Here is a 20,008-nt window from a genome sequence, read left to right on the forward strand (position 1 = left end):
TGAAAGAGGTGCAGACAATGAATGAAAAAGATCAGATAATTTTACAGGTGAGAGACCTCAAGCAATATTTTCCCATGGGGAAAAAATCAGTTGTAAAAGCAGTGGACGGAATATCCTTTGATGTGTATAAAGGTGAAACTCTTGGACTGGTTGGAGAAAGCGGGTCTGGAAAATCAACAACTGGGAGAAGTATTATCCGTCTGTACAATCCCACAGAGGGAGAGGTTGTTTTTCGGGGTGAGAAAATATCCGGGAAAATCGACAAAAGTATAGAGGGGATGCTAAGGACAAAGATGCAGATGATTTTTCAAGATCCTATGGCATCTCTGAATCCTAGAAAAAAAGTTCTTGATATCATAGCTCAGGGACTTGATATACACGGCCTGTATAAGGATGAAGAAGAACGTCGAAAAAAAGTTTATGACATACTGGAAACTGTAGGTCTGGCAAAAGAACACGCTCACAGATATCCACACGAATTCAGTGGTGGACAGAGACAGAGAATAGGAATAGCCAGAGCAGTGGTTATGGAGCCTGATTTTATAATCGCTGATGAGGCTATAAGTGCTCTAGATGTTTCTATCCAGGCACAAGTTGTGAATCTTCTGAAAAAAATGCAGAAGGATAGAAACCTTACTTATATTTTTATAGCCCATGATCTTTCTATGGTAAAGTATATAAGTGACAGGATTGCAGTTATGCACTTGGGAAAAATAGTAGAGCTAGGTACGGCGGATATGATTTATCATTCCCCTATACACCCCTATACGAAATCCCTTCTTTCAGCAGTACCGCAGCCTAATCCTATTACAGAGAGAAAAAGAAAAAGAACATACTATGACAAGAGTAATATAGACTATGATGCCGGGAAATTTACAGAAATAACAAAAGGACATTTTGTCCTCTGTACTGAAGAGGAATTAGTAGAATGGACTAAACAATAGAAAAAGGCTTGAATCCATCAAATTGAGGGATTCAAGCCTTTTTTAAATACTATATTTATTTTATCCCCGGATACTTAACGCCGCTCCAGTAAATGTTGTCCTTTGTAACTGTTTCAGAAGGTAATTTAACCTCTTTTAAAGCCCATTTTTTAAACTCCATAAATCCGGTTCGGTCTACGATATAGCCGATATGCTCCTTGGGAAGGGTACGATCAATATATTCGTTGACATAGTCATAGGTGTTTTTTATGATTTTTATGATTGACTCTTCGTCAGCCCAGATCATCCAGTCTTCGGCTAGTCTAGGATTTCTCTTTCCTGTTCTTCCCATGATAGCCAGTCTGTAGTATTTTTTTGAATCCCTTGTCCATGCAGAGACAGGGCAGTTTAATACACATTCTCCACAGCCTATGCACCTGTCATGCTCTCTCACAGGCTTATAGTTATTCATTTTTATTGCACCAGTTGAGAGACTTTTACATTTTTTCTCACATCTTCCACAAGAGATACATCTATGTGGTTCGAGCTTTGGCAAAGTCATTCCGATTATTCCAAAGTCATGCATTCTTATTTTCTGGCAGTCATTGGGACAACCTGTGAGGGCTATCTTAAAATGAAAATCATGAGGGAAAACTTTTTTTTCTATTTTTTTAGCTAATTCAGTTGTGTTGTACTGGGCCTTAGGGCATATTTTATTTCCGATACATGCAGCTATGTTTCTAGTTCCTGCCGCAGGATAACCCTTATTTTTGTCGTTGTGGTTTATTCCTAACCCCTCCATAAGAGATTCTACCACAAGGTTTACTTCATCTATCTTATCCCAGTCAATTCCCATTATCTCAAAGCCCTGTCTGGTAGTAAGGTGTACTTTACCGTTACCGTAGTTGTTTGCGATTTCAGATACCTTCAGAAGAAGTTCTCCGGAAATTTCACCGCCGGGAACTCTGACTCTGAGAGTTGTCTTGTCTCTGACCTTGGTAACTCTATAGGCGTTTTTGGTGACCTTTTTTCTGTTTATGTCTAAACTCATGGATTAACCTCCTAATCTACTAATTTTTCTGCTTCGTCATATCTGAATACAGGGCCTTCTAGGCATATATAAGTTTCGTCAATTTTACAGTGACCACATTTTCCCACACCGCAGGACATTTTTCTCTCAAATGAAACCCATATTTTCTCTTTAGGAACGCCTCTGCTCAGAAATTCCAAAGCAGAATACTTCATCATGACAGGGGGCCCAACTATAACCACTTCCATGTCTGCAATATCATCTGCCAGCTCAAGGTCTGGGATATACTTTGTAACTAATCCTTCGCACACACCGTCGATGCTGCATGAATTGTCTACAGTTATCAGGGTGTTAAATTTTTCTTTCCACTGTTTTATCTCGTCTTTAAATATAATGGAGTCGTAGTCCTTGAATCCCAAAAGAAGGTCAACTTTTGTATCATTAGCTTCATCGTTATAGAAATGATTTATCATAGATCTTACAGGAGCCAGTCCAGATCCTCCTGCGACGATAATAAGATGCTTCCCTCTATACTCTTCTTCTGCAGGGAATCCATTCCCGTAAGGGCCTCTGAGGAACATCAAGTCTCCCGCCTTTAGGTCAAAAAGACAGTCAGTCACCTTTCCCACCTTTCTTATGAGAAACTCTATCCATCCCTCCTCTTTGTTGAACTGAGTTACCGAAAGTGGGGCTTCACCAACTCTTGGGATAGATATTTCGATAAACTGTCCGAAGGTTACTTCCTGATCGTACTCGACTCTGAAAAGCCACTCGATCTCTGTGAGCTTATTTAGGGAGATAAGCTTGTATCCTTTTGGTAGGTAGACATTTTCTATAGGGGTATAGGGGTTTCCTGGAATATAGGTATTATTCATCGTTTCCCTCCAATTCTTTAGATAATTTGTTTACACAGTTTGAAAATGAGATATATTCAGGGCAGACGTCGTCACATCTTCCGCAGCCTGTACACATATGATATCCGAATCTTCTCTTGAAATCTGATATCTTATGCATTGTCTTAAACCTCATTCGATCTCCATGCTTTTGTCTAAAAGTGTGACCTCCCGCCATATCTGTAAATCCGTCTACATGGCATGAAGCCCATACCCTTCTTCTTTCTCCAGTATTTTCATTTTCACTATAGAAAATATCCTGGGTTGTAGAACAGGTACACGTAGGACATACAAAATTACACTTACCACAGGCAACACATCTTTTATCGTATTCCCTCCATAGCTCAAGGTCTTTTACCTCTGCAAGGCTTATGTTTTCAGGCACATTAACTTTAACCTTGTTTTCCTCTACGAATTTGACATCAAATTCATCTTCCTCACCTGAGAAAACGCCTTTGAATTCATCTTCCTTTATATAAAGTTCCACAGAATCATTGTTTAAGTTTAGCCCCATGTGATAGTCATCTGTTTTGTTTGTTCCCATGCTAACGCAGAAACAGTTTTCAAAGGAGGTCGGACATCCCATAACTACAAACTTGACTTTATCTCTGATTCTCTTATAATACATATCCTGATATTTGTTTCTGAGGTATATCTCGTCTACTCTTTTCACACTGTGAAGGTCGCAGCTTCTCAAAAATACGATAATTCCCTTATCATCTATATCTGGAACCTTGAACTCCTTTTCTGTAAAGTAAAACATAGTCTGTGTAATAGGAAGCATTACCTCTTTCGGTGAAAATTCTGATTTTTTATCAAAGCAGATCTCTTGGATAGAGTCGATCTCACTATATTTCACAAGGTCAGTGTCGGAAAATCTTCCCTCACCTGCAAATACCTTTGGTGCAAATATTCGGTAATTTTCTTTTAAAAGTTTTAGCCCCTCATCAAAAGAGGTTTTATCCAAAGAAATTTTCATTATTTCACTCCCTTCTATAATTTATTTTCTGCCAATATACTTTCTTTGACTTTAGATTTTTTACCCATGTAGTAGTAGCAGAGTCCAAGTGCACTTCCCCCAACAAAGTTACCCAGTGTCACCCAGAGCATATTGTATCCGTAGCCAGCAAGAGAAACCTCAGGTCCGTGAGGAAGAAGAAGCCCCATTGTGAATATCGTCATATTTGCAATACTGTGTTCAAATCCAGCTGTAATAAATGCAAAGAGACACCAGAAGATAACCACTAACTTTGCCGATTCTTCCTTCATCTTTATACAGCAAAGAACAGCTAGACATACAAGGATATTACATAAAAAACCTTTAAAAAACAGAGTAGATGGACCTGCGTTCATTTTACTCTTAGAAAGGGCCACGATAAACTCTCCTACAGCTCCGTGAGGGGCAGTAGCACTTCCTGATAGAGTAAAAAGAGAGCCTATAAGAGTAGAACCAGCCAAGTTACCGATGTAACTTAATATCCAGATGTTTATTGCGTCTTTCCAAGTTACTTTTTTGTCTGCAGCTCCTGCTGACATTATAAGGTTATTACCGGTAAATAACTCTGAACCTGCCATTATAACCAATGTTAATGCTATTCCGAAAGCCAAGCCCATGTATATTCGAAACTGTGGACCTGTACTTTTTGTCAGTCCTCCGATGGTGGTTATGAGAACGATACCGATTCCTACATAAAACCCTGCCAGTAGAGAAGCTATAAAATATTTTGATTTGCTCTCCTTTAATAATGTTACTTTTGCAACTGCACTGTTTGAAAGTTTACTAAGCGTTTCTGAAAACATACACAACCTCCGTTTAAATATTTTTTTCACTTTGATTGAGTCTATTTTATCATCCAATAAAAAAAAACAATGTGACCTAGGTCACACTGTTTAAATTTCTCTGTAAAATTTTCTTAATTCTTCTCTTTTTACCAGGAGTTTTTTCCCTTCCCATTTGATATATCCCCTAGACTCCATTTTTTTCAACTCTCTAGAGACGGATTCTCTGCTGCTTCCAAGCATATCGGCTAAGTAGGTTATGGTCAGATTGAAGTTTATCCCTGTCCAAGGAACACATTCTTCTCTGAAATCCCTGCAGTTATAACCGTTTAGATTGCAGCTTATCCCGTAGTCCCTTGAGATTTTCCATAGTTTTGCAGCTACCTTTTTATCCAAACCAAGGGGGATAGTATTTTTTATCTGTCTGTAAAGTCTTCTTATTTTTTTACCCATGGAATTGGTTATATTTTTTGTTAACTGAAAATCAGACTCCATTATCCCTTGAAGATCTTTTTTATCATATCGTAGTAGAAGAGTTTTTTCAAAGGCCTCTGCATTTACAGATGACGGAAGGTCGTCAAAGATAACTTCATTTATGAATTCTCCATCGCCTAATATATAAATAACCCTTCTCTGGGCCTTTTGTGAATAACGGAAAATACTTATTTTCCCCTTGATGATAATATATATTTTGTTCACAACATCTTTTTCAAAAAAAAGCATACTGCCTTTTTTGATTTCAAACAATTCTCCGGATGTCTGAAGTTTATCAAGGGTCTTTTTTTCTAAATTGGAGAAAGCAGGTATTTTTTTCAGATAATCTTCATCTTTTATCACAGCACACCTCTTTAACATCTAATTTATAATAGTGATTATATATTATAAAAGAATAAAGTGCAAAGAATAAGGCATATTCAGCTGTCAATTGATAATAATATTCATAACAGAGTCTAGATTTTCTATATTTCCCTCTATAATCTCAGGAAGTTCACATATTTTATCCACATACTCTTTTTTAACATCTCTTGGAACGGTCATAATAGGTGATAGCTTGTGTCCAATGCAGTGAATGTGAAAATCTAAGATCTGATCTTTTTCAGGGCCCATTATGGTAATTAGTTCAAAATCATTGCAAGGAAAAAGAGAGGTTTCATAAAATTCCTGTCCTGAAATATGAAAAATCTTGTTTTCTTCTACTTGGAATAAATACTGAGCTCCTTCGTCCTCTATTTCTTCAAATTCAATCATTTTTGAACTGATGCAATGAATTACCTTTGCAGTGTCTTTTTCTAAGATATCATCCATAATCTGATGAAGTTTATCTTGGAGCAGTGTATTTTTTATAAAGGTTTTTATTAATTTATAAATTACAAAGGGTGAAAATATTAAAAAAGTACCTGTTAGTAAGAGAAAAAAATTATCTATTTTTTTATATATAAGCATAAAAAAAACTATGGCACAGACAGTGAATAAAGCAGAATAAAAAGGAAGATATTTCATCACCTTTTCATTGATGAAAATAAGCCGCTTCTCCTGAAGTTTATATTTTTTATTTATATATTTTATATCCTCATCATTTAGTTTGCGTTCTGTATACTCAATCATAAATTTTACTCTCCGTTTAAACTTATATTTTATTTTTATGACATATTTGGTTCAGAGATGATTTTACCAACAATAAAGTGATAAAACTTATAAAAATTCTATTTTACTCTTTTTAAAATTTTGTTATAAATATCGAAATTTTCCCGATCAAAGCAGATGAAAATTACATTTTCTAGGGACTTGTTGTTTTTTAAAAAATTACTGACCTCTTCAATTGCAATTTCTGCAGCGGCTTCTTTTGGGTACCCGTAGACACCCGTGCTTATATTGGGAAAGGCTATGGATTTCATATGATGCTCTTTGGCTAACATAAGAGAGTTTCGGTAGCAGTTTTTGAGGAGCTCTTCTTCTCTAAACTTCCCCCCCTTCCATACGGGACCTACAGTGTGAATAATATATTTAGAGGGGAGGTTTCCTCCAAGGGTTAAGACAGCCTCACCAGTTTTGCAGCCGCCTGTTTCACGTCGTATTTCGCTGCAGTACTTGGCGATCAAGGGTCCACCTGCCTTGTGAATGGCACCGTCTACACCACCTCCGCCTGCAAGCATGTTGTTTGCGGCATTTACAACAGCATCCACCTTTAGAGTTGCAATGTCACCTTTTAACAGGGTTATTTTTTTAGACATAATAAACACCTTCATTTTATTTTTTGTGGAACTTACTTTAAGTATACCTAAGGAAGGTTTTCCTATCAAATAAATTCCTTCAGTTGAGAGTAATAAAAAATAAAAAAACCGTAAAATATTGTGAAAAATATAGTGATGAATTCAAAAAAGTGGTATTTTTTGCAAAAATAAATTAGTTTTTTCCCTCAAACAGCGATATACTGAAGTTGTTAGTAGTTCTTAATTTCACAAAAGCTTTTTAAAAAAGAACCGCTATAAAATATTAGTTTATTTTACATTTCAAAGAGCCCAGTGGCTGTAAAAAAATAAATAAAACTTCAGGGGGTAGAAAATGGCTTTACAATGGTTTAGAGTTCCAAAGGATATAGTTTTTGGGGAAAATGCACTAGAATATCTATCAACATTAGAAGGGAAAAGAGCTACGCTTGTAACAGGCGGAAGTTCTATGAAAAGATTCGGATTTTTAGATGAAGCAAAAGCTCAACTTGAAAAAGCAGGAATGGAGGTCTCTATAGTTGACGGAGTAGAACCAAATCCATCTGTGGAAACAGTATTAAGAGGCGGAAAAGAGATGGCAGAATTTAATCCTGATTGGATTATTGCTATCGGTGGAGGTTCTGCACTAGATGCAGCTAAGATTATGTGGGTGTTCTATGAATATCCTGATTCAAAATTCGAAGAGCTTGTAGCTGGTAAGTTCCCTCAACTTAGAAAAAAAGCCAAGTTTATAGCTATTCCATCTACCAGTGGAACAGCTTCTGAGATAACTGCTTTCTCAGTAATAACTGATACTGAAAATCATATAAAATATCCTTTGGTTTCTTACGAGATCACTCCGGATATAGCTCTTTTAGATCCGGCTCTTCCGGCAAAAATGCCAGCTCACATAACGGCGAACACTGGTATGGATGTTATGACTCATGCAATAGAGGCCTTGGTATCGACAAATGCAACAAGCTACACAGACCCTATGGCAGTGGAATCTATAAAACTTGTCTATGACAATCTTCCTTTAGCATATGAAAAAGCAGACCATATGGAAGCTAGAAATAATATGCATAATGCTTCTACTCTAGCAGGAATGGCATTTACAAACTCGTCTTTGGGCTTAGTACACAGTCTGGCTCACAAAATAGGAGGAGAACTAGGGATAACTCATGGACTTGCCAATGCAGTATTACTGCCATATATCGTAGAATATAATAAAAAAGCAACAGATAAGTTTTCTTATCTTGAAAAAACTCTAGGAAAATCTGATTTAATTGAGAGTCTGAAAGAACTCAATAAAAAAGTTGGAATCCCGACAAGTTTAAAAGAGATAACAGAGGTTGATATGAGTGAGGAAAAATTCAACGAAGTTTTAGACAGAATGAGTAAAAACGCCTTTGAAGATCCATGTACCCTTACTAATCCTAGACAGTCATCTGTAGAAGATGTAAAAGAGATTTATAAAGCAGCATATTATGGGGTTACAGCATCAAATATATAGTTATTGATAAATAATTTCAAAGGTGTGACAAATTTCTGTATGAAATTTGTCACACCTTTTTAAAAAATTAAGAGCTATAAATTTTTATTGAAACTTTTAATAAAATTAAATTTCTAGAGAAGGGTGAAAAAATGTATAAAATTTTAAAGAAAGAGATACTGAGCCAGGATATTGAGAAAATGGTCATAGAAGCACCATATATTGCAAAAAAATGCCAACCGGGGCAATTTGTCATGGTTATGGTAGAAGAAGGTGGAGAGAGAATACCTCTTACAATAGCAGATTACGACAGATCAGAAAACAGTGTAACTATCATATATCAGATAGTAGGATATACAACAAAACTTCTCAGCCAAAAGCTGGAAGGACAGACTATAAGCAGCATAGCAGGGCCTTTAGGACAGCCGGCTCATATGAAGAAAGTCAAGAGAGTCCTCGGTATAGGGGGAGGAGTAGGAGCGGCGCCTCTATACCCTCAGATAAAGAAATTAACTGAAATGGGGGCGTCCTGTGATGCTGTCATCGGAAGCAGGACAGAAGAGATGATGATACTTCAAGAGGAGTTTAAAGAAATAGCAGAAAACATATATTTTGCCACTAATGACGGAAGCAAAGGGAAAAAGGGCTTTGTCACAGACGTGCTGAAGGATCTTATTTCTCAGGGAAAAAAATATGATGAAGTTATTGCCATAGGGCCTCTTGTGATGATGAAGTCGGTTGTAGAGTATACAAAAGAACTGAATATACCAACCTCTGTTTCACTCAATCCCATAATGATAGATGGTACAGGAATGTGCGGCGGATGCAGGGTGACAATAGGAAAAGAGACCAAATTTGCCTGTGTAGATGGTCCGGATTTTGATGGCTTTTTAGTTGATTTTGAAGAGCTCATGAGAAGGCAGACTATGTATATGCCAGAAGAAGCAGAACACAGATGTAGATTAGGAATATAGGGGGATAAAAATGGGGAAATTTAACATGACTCTTCAGAAAACAAAGATTGCAGAACAAAATCCAGCAGAAAGAAGAAAAAATTTCAAAGAAGTATCTTTGGGATATTCTGAAGAGGAAGCGATAAATGAGGCAAAAAGATGTATACAGTGTAAATCACCGGCATGTGTAAGTGGATGCCCGGTAAATGTCCATATACCACAGTTTATAAATAAGGTAGCAGAGGGAAACTTTGAAGAAGCTTATGATATCCTGGTAGAACAGAATTCACTTCCTGCAATTTGTGGAAGAGTGTGTCCTCAGGAAAAACAGTGTGAGTCAAAGTGTGTAAGAGGTATGAAAGGCGAACCTGTGGGGATAGGAAGACTTGAAAGATTTGTGGCTGACTGGTTTATTGAAAATGGTAAAACAAAAGAAAAAAAGGCAGAGAATAATAACATAAAAGTGGCTGTAACAGGAGCCGGACCTGCAGGTTTAGCATGTGCAGGAGAACTTGCAAAATACGGGTATGACGTCACAATATTTGAAGCCCTTCACACAGCAGGTGGAGTCCTTATGTACGGTATCCCGGAATTCAGACTTCCTAAAGAAATAGTGAAAAAAGAGATCGAAAATGTTGCAGAGCAGGGAGTCAAAATACAGAAAAATGTAATAGTCGGAAGATCTATAACTGTAGACGAGCTTATGGAAGAGGGATATAAGTCTGTATTTATAGGAAGTGGAGCAGGGCTTCCAAATTTCATGGGAATCGAAGGTGAAAATCTAAACGGAGTCTATTCTGCAAACGAGTTTCTGACTAGGGTAAATCTTATGAAAGCCTATGATAAAAACAGCCCAACTCCTGTCAGTGTAGGAGAGAAGATAGCAGTAATCGGTGGAGGAAATGTGGCTATGGATGCTGCTAGAACAGCTGTAAGGCTAGGAGCAAAAGAAGTCTATGTTGTCTACAGAAGAGGTGAAGAGGAACTCCCAGCAAGATTAGAAGAGGTACACCATGCAAAAGAAGAGGGAGTGATATTCAGACTTTTATCAAATCCTGTGGGAATAAAAGGAGACAACGGCTGGGTAGAAAAGCTCGAGTGTGTAGAGATGGAGCTTTCTGAACCTGATGAAAGTGGAAGAAGAAGGCCTGTAGCTATAGAGGGAAGTGAATTTATGCTAGACGTAGACAGAGTTATAATCGCTATTGGACAGTCCCCGAATCCTCTGATAAGACAGACAACTAAGGGTCTAGAAACCCATAATTGGGGTGGAATAATAGTGGAAGTGGAAAGCATGGAGACAACAAAAGAGAGTGTTTATGCTGGTGGTGATGTTGTAACAGGTGCAGCTACTGTAATCCTTGCAATGGGAGCTGGTAAAAAAGCGGCTAAATCTATCCATGAAAAATTAAGAAAATCCATTTAAAAATTTACAGAGTTTAAAGGCAGTTTCTGATAAAGAAACTGCCTTTTTTATTTGAAGAAAGAAATCTATATTTTTCAATAAAAAACAACTTATGGTATTTTGATGACACCTTTTTTTTTGAAGGTTTAGGTGGTATAATCCATAAAAAGAAAGCTGTTAAAAAGATGGTTGAAAAAGATGTTGTTTTGTAACCAAATCAAATTTTATTTTTTACAAAACTATCAACTGTCAAAAAATATATTCAGGAGAAATTCTTATGAAAAAAATTATCCATATATTTCTTTTTTTTCTGTTCATTACATTTTCGTATTCCTCAGAAAACGGCTCTTTAAATGACAGGAATATATTGGTTATACATTCATATCATCACGGTTTAGGGTGGGAGGATAATATTTCTGAGGGCATTAAAGATACCTTTGATTCTGAAGAGTTTGAGATATTTTTTGAGTATCTTGACGGGAAAAGGAATTATGGAGAGGAATACTTTAAGAGCCTGGCACCTCTATACAAACAAAAAGCAAAGACAACAAATTTTGAGGCTATAATAGTGTGTGACAATATAGCCTTAGATTTCATAATTAAATACGGTCCTGAATTTTTACCGGAAATTCCAGTTGTCTTCTGCGGGATAAACAATTTTGATAAAAATATGCTAAAAGGCAATAAAAATATAGCGGGTATTTTAGAAAATGTAGATCATAAAAAAAATATAGATCTGATTTTGAATCTTCACAGCAGCGTTAAAAATATTCTGATAGTAAATGACAGTACCGAAACCGGAAAAAAAGTGAAGAAAGAGCTAGAAAAAATAATTCCCGAATATAATTCAAAAGTAAATATTGATGTATATTCTGATTTTTCCATAAAAGAGCTTGAAAATAAGCTACAAAATACAGGTACAGATACTGTGATCTACCTGTTAGTTTTAAACAGAGACAAGACAGGGAAGTTTATTTCATATAATGACGGTTTAAAGCTTGTGTCTGATGTATCTGATAATCCTATTTACGGAGCCTGGGATTTTTATCTAGGGCACGGAATTGTTGGTGGAAATATCTTAAGTGGGTATACACAGGGATCAGAGGCAGGGCAACTTTTAAAAGAGATCATAAATAATAAAGATAAAGATTATTCCGGATATTATAAAAAAGGCGAGACGAAATACATGTTTGACTATGAAGAACTTAAAAAGTTTAACATAACGAAGTCGTCTCTTCCTAAATACAGTGTAATAGTAAATAAACCCGTAGGCTTATTTTATAAATATCACATTGAAATAATCTCTATTACCTATCTCATAATGGTAATTTTGATAATAAATATTTTATACAAGAAAAAAAATGAAAAAAAGCTTATGGAAATGGTCAAGGAAAAGACACTGCATTTGGAAAAAGCCAATCAAGAGTTAGAGTGGATTTCAAATATTGACGGCCTAACTCAGCTATATAACCGAAGATACTTTGATAAAAATCTTGAGGATATCTGGAAAGAGTTACAGAGAATACAGTTACCTTTATCTATTTTGATGATTGATGTGGATTTTTTTAAAAGTACAATGACATTTACGGCCACATGGCTGGAGATGAGTGTCTCAAGACTCTTTCAAGGGTATTTTTCAAAAGCGTAGGTAGACCCTTTGATACAGTGGCTCGTTATGGTGGTGAAGAATTTACAGTCCTTGTAAGCTCTGATGCAGCTGGGGCGGAAAAAATAGCAAAATGGATTATAGAAGAGGTGGAAAATCTCAAAATACAACATGAAGGCTCACCCTCTGGGATAGTGACTGTGAGTGTAGGTATAGGGGTGGCAGTTCCTAGCCAAAAACTAAAGGCAGAAAAACTGTTAGATACAGCAGATCAGGCTCTTTATGAGAGTAAAAATAAAGGACGAAATCAATATACATTGAGAAATTTGGAATAATAATAATTAAACTTTAAAGAATTGGAGGAGAACCTTACATGATTTTAATTACTACTAGAGACAATGAAGCTTTTTTAATAGAATCTAAAAAACTTCAAAAGGCCGGATACAAGACCATACATGCCAATTCTTATGAAAAAACTCTCGAAATTCTGGGAGACTATAAAGATATAAAACTGATTATTTTAGATGTAGACAACTCCGATGATTTAGAAAAAATGACAAATAAGATCATTTTGAATTCTGATCTTCCTATTCTTTATATGACCGATAATGAAAAAAAGTTCAGTTTTGATGACTATTATAATGATTTCTCCTATGGATTTGTACTAAAAGAAAGTAGAGATTTTATTTTGCAGTCATCAGTAAAAACCGCTTTAAATTTATTTGAAAAAAGTAGAAACCTTAAAGCAGGATATGATTATGCCAGTCATGCAGAGATAATCTCTGGTTTTGGATACTGGGAGTTTGATCTCGATAATAATACTGTTAAATCTTCAAAGGGTTCTAGAAAAATTTATGGTATTACAGAAGAAACCCTTATGGTAGATAATATAAAAGAATACCCTCTCCCAGAATATAGAGAGAGGCTTGATAAAGCTTTTAAAGATTTGATAACTGGGCGAAAGAATTATAATGTGGAATTCAAGATTAAAAATAAAATAGATGGTGAGATAAGGGCTATACATTCTGTGGCAGAATATGACCCTAAAAGAAATATTGTAATAGGAACCCTTTATGATATAACCAGGCAGAAATCGGCTGAAGAATCGGCCTTTAAAAAAGAAGAAGAATACAGAAAAATATTTCAAAATCATAATGCGGTTATGCTGATGATAGATGTACAAACCGGTGAAATAGTAGACGCAAATAACGCAGCAGTAAAATTTTATGGCTGGACAAGAAAAGAACTAACAAAGATGAAGATAGCAGATATAAACATTCTCACAGAGAATGAGATATATAAAGAGATGGAGATGGCTAGAAGAAATAAAAAAAATTATTTTACCTTCAGACACAGATTGGCTGATGGTAGTATAAGGGATGTAGAGGCCTATTCCGGTGAAATAATATCTGGTAAAAGACCGAGACTTTTTTCAATAATACACGATATCACGAAACGAAGGGAAGCAGAAAAAAAGATAAAAAATCTGGCTTTTTACGACAGCCTAACCAATCTTCCCAACAGAAGGATGTTTTCTGATTATCTTGAAAAATCAATTGTTCAGGGTCAGCGGAATGATTTTCAAGTGGCACTTTTAAATATAGACTTAGACCACTTTAAACATGTCAATGACAGCTTTGGCCATCATATCGGGGATCTACTATTGATAAGGGTGGCGGAACGTCTCAGAAGGAATTTACGTAAAAATAATATTATATGTCGTCTAGGTGGAGATGAGTTTGCTGTGATTATAGAAGAATTTTCCAGTAGACAGGAGATAAACTTTGTATCAGGAAGGATTTTAAAAGTTTTAGAAGCGCCATTTTTAATTGATGATAAAGAAATTTTTATATCTGCCAGTATAGGGGTGGCTGTGTATCCAGAAGACGGGTCTGATGTCAACACTCTTCTTAAAAACTCTGACTTGGCAATGTATGGAGCCAAAGATCGAGGTAAAAACGGATATTATTTCTTTTCTGAAGATATGAAGCATGCCTCTAATAGTAAAATGGAAATAGACACTAATCTGCGTAAGTCTCTGATAAACGGAGAACTATGCCTTTATTATCAGCCAAAAATAGATATAGCTCAAAATAAGATCATAGGTACCGAGACTCTTTTACGTTGGTTCAAAAACGGAAAAATTTACAAGGCACCTTCAGAATTTATACCTATCGCAGAGTCAACAGGATTTATTCTAGAGATAGACAGATGGGTACTTTTAAGTGCATGCAGACAGATCGAAGAGTGGGAAAAAAATAATATAAAAGGTCAAAAGATATCTGTCAATATTTCAGGGCTGCACTTTAAGCAGGGACTTATAATAAAAACAGTAACAGAAGTTCTGAAAAAAGTAAAAATTCCTAAAGACTCTATAGAAATAGAGATAACAGAAGGGGTTTTTATGGAGAATATGGAAGAGGCTGTAGGTATTTTGAATCAGCTTCGATCCATGGGAATAGGAATATCTATAGATGATTTTGGTACAGGATATTCTTCTCTGAGTTATATAAAAAATCTTCCTATCAACAGAATAAAAATAGACAAGAGTTTTATTTTTAATATGATAGACAGTAAAAAAGATACTGCAATAGCAAAAACTGTTATAACAATGGCAAAGCTTTTGGATTTATACGTAATTGCTGAAGGAGTTGAAACTTCAGAACAGTTAAAAATATTATCAGAAAATGGCTGTAATGAAATTCAGGGATTTTATTTCTCAAAACCACTATCTCCAGAAGAGTATGAAAAGTTTTTTAAAAAATGGGCCTGATTAAAAAATAATAAAAAAGACCTCACTTGAGAGAGGTCTTTTTTTACTTGTTATTTGGGGTAAATCATATTTTCTTCTTTTATATTAGTTAAAACTTCTTCTAAAAACTTTTTTGCTTCAAATTTTGCCATGGGAAGATTCATATCCAAGTAATTTCCACAGTCTCTGGCAGTGGCTCCTGGGATATCCCCCTCAAAATCAGCTATAAACTGGAACATCTCAGTAATAATAGGAAGTACGTCTAAAGGGTTAAGATCACCCTTGAAAATAACATATACTCCTGTTCTGCAGCCCATTGGACCGAAGTAAACAGTTTTTTCATCCCAGACCTCGTGGTTTCTTAGGAATGTGGCAGCTAAGTGTTCTATAGTATGGAGTTCTCCGTTGTTGATAACGGGTTCTAAGTTTGGCCTTTTCATTCTTATATCAAAAGTTGTAAGTATATGTTCATTTGCAACGACATCTTTTCTAGAAACATAGACTCCTCTTAAGAGATCAATATGGTTTACTGTGAAACTTGCAATTTTTTTCATCGGCTACCTCCTTGAAAATATATGATGTTATTATATCACAGAAACAGTCATAAAGTAATATTAAAAGGAGAGCTAAGACATTCTTGATAGGAAGCTATTTTCTTTTCAAGATTTTTTCATTTTGATAGATTGATTTTATCAGAAAAATATCTACTATAATATTATTACTACTTGTTATAAATCTATTTTTATTGGTATAATTATTTTTTAAAGTAATGACTGAATTATTGTAAAACCAAAGTATTAAAGATTAAAAAATAAGTACTGAGATAATATAGTGAAATTTAAATGGAGGTAGAAATGGCAAAAGTTCATCTGAAAAAACTGGAAAAGATCTATCCAAATGGATTTAAGGCTGTTCATGGGATAGAACTTGAAATAAAAGACGGTGAGTTTATGGTCTTTGTGGGACCCTCTGGATGTGCTAAGTCCACTATACTTAGAATGGTAGCTGGATTAGAGGAGGTCAGTGGTGGTGAGCTGTGGATAGGGGACAGAATAGTGAATAATATAGCTCCTAAAAACAGGGAAGTTGCAATGGTTTTTCAAAATTATGCCCTTTATCCCCACATGACGGCATACGAAAATATGGCCTTTGGATTAAAATTGAAAAAAACTTCTAAAAAAGAGATAGATAACAGGGTGAGACAGGCAGCTGAAAAACTAGAGATAAGCTCTTTGTTAGAAAGAAAGCCTAAGGAGATGTCAGGGGGTCAGAGGCAAAGGGTAGCAGTAGGAAGAACCATAGTAAGAAAACCCGAGGTGTTTCTTTTTGATGAGCCGTTATCAAATCTTGATGCTAAACTAAGAGTTTCTATGAGGTTAAAAATTACTCAACTTCATAAGCAACTCAAAGAAGAGGGACAGGCAGCAACTATGATTTATGTAACCCACGATCAAGTCGAGGCAATGACCATGGGAGACAGGATATGTGTTCTTGATTCTGGGAAGATAATGCAGGTAGACACTCCTCTTAATCTTTACATCAGGCCTAAAAATAAATTTGTGGCTGGCTTTATCGGGTCCCCTGCAATGAATATAAAAAAGGCTACTCTAAAGGAAAAAAACGGGTATGTTATAGTAGAAATTACAAAGGATTTTAGCCTGAAGCTTCCTTATGATAAGGGCGATAAAGTCAGAAAATATATAGGGAAAAAAATTTGGTTTGGAATGAGACCTGAAAATATTAGTATAAAAAATAACGGAATACCAGGAGAAGTGACTGTAGTTGAGGAAATGGGGAATGAACAATACATACATATTCTAATATCTGGAGAAAAATTTACAGCAAGAAGTTCTTCAGAAAATGCACTACTTGCCCGGCACGGAGGAAAGTACAATTTTATTTTTGATATGAAAAAGTGTCATATATTTGATTTTGAAAGTGAAAAAAATATATCTTTGTAAAAATTATATATAAAAAATTTAAAGTAGAAGAGTAGTACGAACACAAGTTTTATGGTGTATTATAATTAGTCCATTGAAAATGTTGAATATTTATTAAAAAAATAGAACAAAAGTTTTTTTTAATTGTTGGCTAGAAAAAAACTTTATAAAAATGATATCATTTATTGTCAGATAAATTCTGTTTAATCTGACTTTATGAATATAAATTTTTTAAGTGCAAAAAAACTAGTGATAGTGTATAATAAGAGTGTACATACTTCTGAAAGTATTAAAAAATATAATAGAAATATTTATATTTACTTTAGTGAATAAATATTTATTAGACCCTATGGGTTTTGAAAGTGTTTTGATAATTCTTAACAGAAGTAAATGGCAAGTTTGATACAGACTCTGAATATTTGAAATGAATAAAAGATTTTTGAGATTAAAGGAAAAGGGTTTAAGATTTAAAGGGTCGGGGGGCTTTTTATATAGTATTTTATTTCAAAGTTCAGGGTTTTGTTGATATATATTTTGGGTAGATACCTGGGATTTGAATTTCAGGTATCGAAAATATTTTATTAGTATGATACTTATAAAAAAAGTTTGACAAAAGAAATTTTCTATAGTAATCTTTTGTAAAGAGTTGTGTTAGAGTTTATTATTAAAAAAGGGGATGCAGAGATGATGGCTAAATTTACTTGGTGGTGGCAAAACAAAATTGACCAATACAATAAAAGTCAAGTGAACCAGGTTTTGTCAAAGTCTGCATAAAAAAATTATCTTAGAAATTGATTTTTACGACCTGTTCTCAAAGGACAGGTCTTTTTATTAGAAATTTTAATCTTAAAGGACCTGTGCACAGGTCCTTTTTTTATACCTTTATCAAAAAGGAGATAAGAACTCATACAACTTAATAGAAGTAAATCCAAAGAAAGTATTTAATAAAACTCGAGGGGGAAAAATCATGAAAAAATTATTAATTATGTGTTTTGTAATACTAGCAGCAATAGGATGTGGAAAGAAAGAGGAGCTAAAACCTATAAAAGTAGGGATTACACAGATAGTAGAACATCCTTCACTAGATGAAGTCAGAAAAGGTGTAGAGGATGCTATTTCAAAAAGTGAATTTAAGGACAGAGTAGAACTCAACTATCAAAACGCACAGGGGGATTTTAATACTGCTCAGATGATAGCCACTTCATTTAAAGAGAGTGAAGATATGGTCGTTGCAATAACAACTCCTAGTGCCCAGGCTGCACAAAATCAAATTTCAGACAAGCCAGTTTTCTTTGCTGCAGTAACAAACCCCGATGTGGCAGGACTCACTGCTTCAAATGTAACCGGAGTAAGTGATCAGTCACCTGTTGAAAAACAGATAGAACTTATAATGGATCTTTTACCTGAGGCAGAAAAAGTGGGAATCGTATATAACACAAGTGAGCAGAATTCAGTTTATCTTACAGAACTTTTTACTGATAAAGCTAAAGAAGCAGGACTAAAAGTAGTAGTAAGAGGAATAACTAATGTAAATGAAGTTGCTTCTGCCTTAGATACTATAATGCCAGAGATAGATGTACTTTATACATCGATAGACAACACAATAGCATCTGCCTATCCACTGGTTATACAAAAGGCCGATCAAGGAAAGGTGCCTGTAATCGGAGCAACTAAGCCATATGTGTACCAGGGAGCCGTTGCTACAGAGGGTATAGAGGACTATCAGGTCGGTTACCAGACGGGAGAGATGCTTGTGAGATATCTTCAAGGGGAAAAAATAGAGGATATGCCGTATGAAACAGTAAAGAACTCTTCATTGTATATAAATAGAAAAAAATCCCAAGAGTATAATATAAAAATCTCAGAAACTTTAAAAGAAAGAGCTGAAATGGTGGACTAATACGAACAAAATTTATAGGAGTATACCTGTATACTCCTATTTTTAATGCGATCCCATCTTAAAAAACCGAACAAAATGCTTTTTTTATTGTTGGATAGAAGCCTTTTAACTAAAATGATATCATTTTATACAGAGATTAAATTTTAGAGGGGTGAGGAGTTTATGAAAAAAGGTTTATTTTTAGCTATCCTAACTTTAGTTATTTTAATTACAGGGTGCGGAAAAAAAGAAGAGAAGAAAACTAAGATAGGAATTACTCAGATAATAGAACATCCGGCTTTAGATGCTTCTAAAGAAGGATTTTTACAGGCATTAGAAGATGCTGGATATGATGAAACAAAGGTAGAGATAGAATTCCAAAGTGCTCAGGGTGATTTTGGAACAGCTCAGACAATAGCTAACTCCTATGTACAGGATAAAAAAGACCTAATACTAGCCATAGCAACACCTAGTGCACAGGCTGCTTATAACACGACTAAGGAGATACCTATTTTAATAACTGCAGTTACAGATCCAGAAACAGCTGGACTTACTGGAGACAATATAAGTGGAACAAGTGATATGTCACCAGTTAAGCAGCAGATGGAGCTTGTAAAAAAACTTCTTCCTGATGCTAAAAAAGTCGGAATAGTATATAATACAAGTGAACAGAATTCAGAATTTCTTGTAAAGAAAGCAATTGAGGAATGTGATAAGTTATCTTTAGAAGTAATTACTTCAGGTGTAACAAATGTTAATGAAGTATCTTCTGCCCTAGATGTTATTTTAGGAAAAGTGGATGTACTTTATGTTCCTACTGACAATCTTATGACAGCCGCTATACCACTTGTGCTCCAAAAGACAAATGAAGCAAAGGTTCCAGTAATAGGTTCTATAAAAGACATGGTAGAGCAGGGAGCAATAGCTACTGAGACTATAGACTATTATAAATTAGGTTATCAGACAGGAGAGATGGCAGTAGAGATATTAGAAGGTGCAAGCATTAAAGATATGCCTGTGGAGACATTAAAAGATACTCAACTTATTATAAACAAGAGAGCGGCTGAAGAGATGGGAATCTCACTTGATAATATCGATGGTTTGGATAAAGCTGAAATATTTTAAGATATAGTGCTGACTCTCTGCGGA

16 protein-coding genes and 1 pseudogene are annotated in these 20,008 nt (G+C 35.2%); 9 read left to right on the forward strand and 8 right to left on the reverse strand.

What is annotated here, in order from left to right; all coding sequences use genetic code 11:
• Positions 1-17 precede the first annotated feature (17 nt).
• The gene (locus ILYOP_RS11335; protein ID WP_013388639.1) at positions 18-944 is read left to right on the forward strand and encodes an ABC transporter ATP-binding protein; all 927 of its coding nucleotides are present in this window, start codon (positions 18-20) and stop codon (positions 942-944) included.
• Between the two features lie 55 nt (positions 945-999).
• On the opposite strand, the gene asrC is transcribed toward ILYOP_RS11335, so the two are convergent.
• From asrC to ILYOP_RS11370, 7 genes are all read right to left on the reverse strand, one after another.
• Positions 1,000-1,974 carry a sulfite reductase subunit C gene (gene asrC / locus ILYOP_RS11340; protein ID WP_013388640.1) on the reverse strand — a complete coding sequence of 325 codons (975 nt, stop codon included), beginning with the start codon at positions 1,972-1,974 and terminating at the stop codon, positions 1,000-1,002.
• 11 nt (positions 1,975-1,985) lie between these two features.
• Complete coding sequence (gene asrB / locus ILYOP_RS11345) at positions 1,986-2,828, reverse strand: anaerobic sulfite reductase subunit AsrB (protein ID WP_013388641.1); 843 nt, start codon at positions 2,826-2,828, stop codon at positions 1,986-1,988.
• Positions 2,821-3,825: an anaerobic sulfite reductase subunit AsrA gene (gene asrA, locus ILYOP_RS11350; protein ID WP_013388642.1), complete on the reverse strand. Its 1,005-nt coding sequence runs from the start codon at positions 3,823-3,825 to the stop codon at positions 2,821-2,823. Before asrA ends, asrB begins: the two co-directional genes overlap by 8 nt.
• 14 nt (positions 3,826-3,839) lie before the next feature.
• Positions 3,840-4,646, reverse strand: coding sequence for a formate/nitrite transporter family protein (locus tag ILYOP_RS11355; protein WP_013388643.1), 807 nt, complete (start codon positions 4,644-4,646; stop codon positions 3,840-3,842).
• A 90-nt stretch (positions 4,647-4,736) separates the two neighbouring features.
• Entirely contained in the window at positions 4,737-5,462 is a 726-nt protein-coding gene (locus ILYOP_RS11360; RefSeq protein WP_013388644.1) for a Crp/Fnr family transcriptional regulator, read from the reverse strand.
• An 84-nt stretch (positions 5,463-5,546) separates the two neighbouring features.
• A complete protein-coding gene (locus ILYOP_RS11365; protein ID WP_013388645.1) occupies positions 5,547-6,230 on the reverse strand; it encodes a hypothetical protein in 684 nt (227 codons plus the stop codon).
• A 98-nt stretch (positions 6,231-6,328) separates the two neighbouring features.
• Positions 6,329-6,856, reverse strand: coding sequence for an O-acetyl-ADP-ribose deacetylase (locus ILYOP_RS11370; protein WP_013388646.1), 528 nt, complete (start codon positions 6,854-6,856; stop codon positions 6,329-6,331).
• 331 nt (positions 6,857-7,187) lie between these two features.
• On the opposite strand from ILYOP_RS11370, the gene ILYOP_RS11375 reads away from it, so the two are divergent.
• The 5 genes and pseudogenes from ILYOP_RS11375 to ILYOP_RS15290 all read left to right on the forward strand — a co-directional run bounded on the left by ILYOP_RS11375 (position 7,188) and on the right by ILYOP_RS15290 (position 15,061).
• The gene (locus ILYOP_RS11375; RefSeq protein WP_013388647.1) at positions 7,188-8,345 is read left to right on the forward strand and encodes an iron-containing alcohol dehydrogenase; all 1,158 of its coding nucleotides are present in this window, start codon (positions 7,188-7,190) and stop codon (positions 8,343-8,345) included.
• Between the two features lie 131 nt (positions 8,346-8,476).
• Positions 8,477-9,298, forward strand: coding sequence for a sulfide/dihydroorotate dehydrogenase-like FAD/NAD-binding protein (locus ILYOP_RS11380; protein WP_013388648.1), 822 nt, complete (start codon positions 8,477-8,479; stop codon positions 9,296-9,298).
• 10 nt (positions 9,299-9,308) lie between these two features.
• Complete coding sequence (gene gltA, locus ILYOP_RS11385; protein WP_013388649.1) at positions 9,309-10,703, forward strand: NADPH-dependent glutamate synthase; 1,395 nt, start codon at positions 9,309-9,311, stop codon at positions 10,701-10,703.
• Between the two features lie 256 nt (positions 10,704-10,959).
• Positions 10,960-12,623, forward strand: a pseudogene (locus ILYOP_RS16050) (ABC transporter substrate binding protein).
• 38 nt (positions 12,624-12,661) lie between these two features.
• The gene (locus tag ILYOP_RS15290) at positions 12,662-15,061 is read left to right on the forward strand and encodes a sensor domain-containing protein (protein WP_013388650.1); all 2,400 of its coding nucleotides are present in this window, start codon (positions 12,662-12,664) and stop codon (positions 15,059-15,061) included.
• Positions 15,062-15,111: 50 nt separating this feature from the next.
• On the opposite strand, the gene ILYOP_RS11405 is transcribed toward ILYOP_RS15290, so the two are convergent.
• Positions 15,112-15,594 carry an S-ribosylhomocysteine lyase gene (locus ILYOP_RS11405; protein ID WP_013388651.1) on the reverse strand — a complete coding sequence of 161 codons (483 nt, stop codon included), beginning with the start codon at positions 15,592-15,594 and terminating at the stop codon, positions 15,112-15,114.
• 300 nt (positions 15,595-15,894) lie between these two features.
• Between ILYOP_RS11405 and ILYOP_RS11410 the strand changes: the two genes are divergently transcribed.
• The 3 genes from ILYOP_RS11410 to ILYOP_RS11420 all read left to right on the forward strand — a co-directional run bounded on the left by ILYOP_RS11410 (position 15,895) and on the right by ILYOP_RS11420 (position 19,984).
• Positions 15,895-17,001 carry an ABC transporter ATP-binding protein gene (locus ILYOP_RS11410; RefSeq protein ID WP_013388652.1) on the forward strand — a complete coding sequence of 369 codons (1,107 nt, stop codon included), beginning with the start codon at positions 15,895-15,897 and terminating at the stop codon, positions 16,999-17,001.
• Positions 17,002-17,947: 946 nt separating this feature from the next.
• Entirely contained in the window at positions 17,948-18,880 is a 933-nt protein-coding gene (locus ILYOP_RS11415; protein WP_013388653.1) for an ABC transporter substrate-binding protein, read from the forward strand.
• Positions 18,881-19,042: 162 nt separating this feature from the next.
• Positions 19,043-19,984, forward strand: coding sequence for an ABC transporter substrate-binding protein (locus tag ILYOP_RS11420; RefSeq protein ID WP_013388654.1), 942 nt, complete (start codon positions 19,043-19,045; stop codon positions 19,982-19,984).
• Positions 19,985-20,008 lie beyond the last annotated feature (24 nt).

The sequence above is a fragment of the Ilyobacter polytropus DSM 2926 genome (assembly GCF_000165505.1).
Lineage (GTDB): Bacteria > Fusobacteriota > Fusobacteriia > Fusobacteriales > Fusobacteriaceae > Ilyobacter > Ilyobacter polytropus.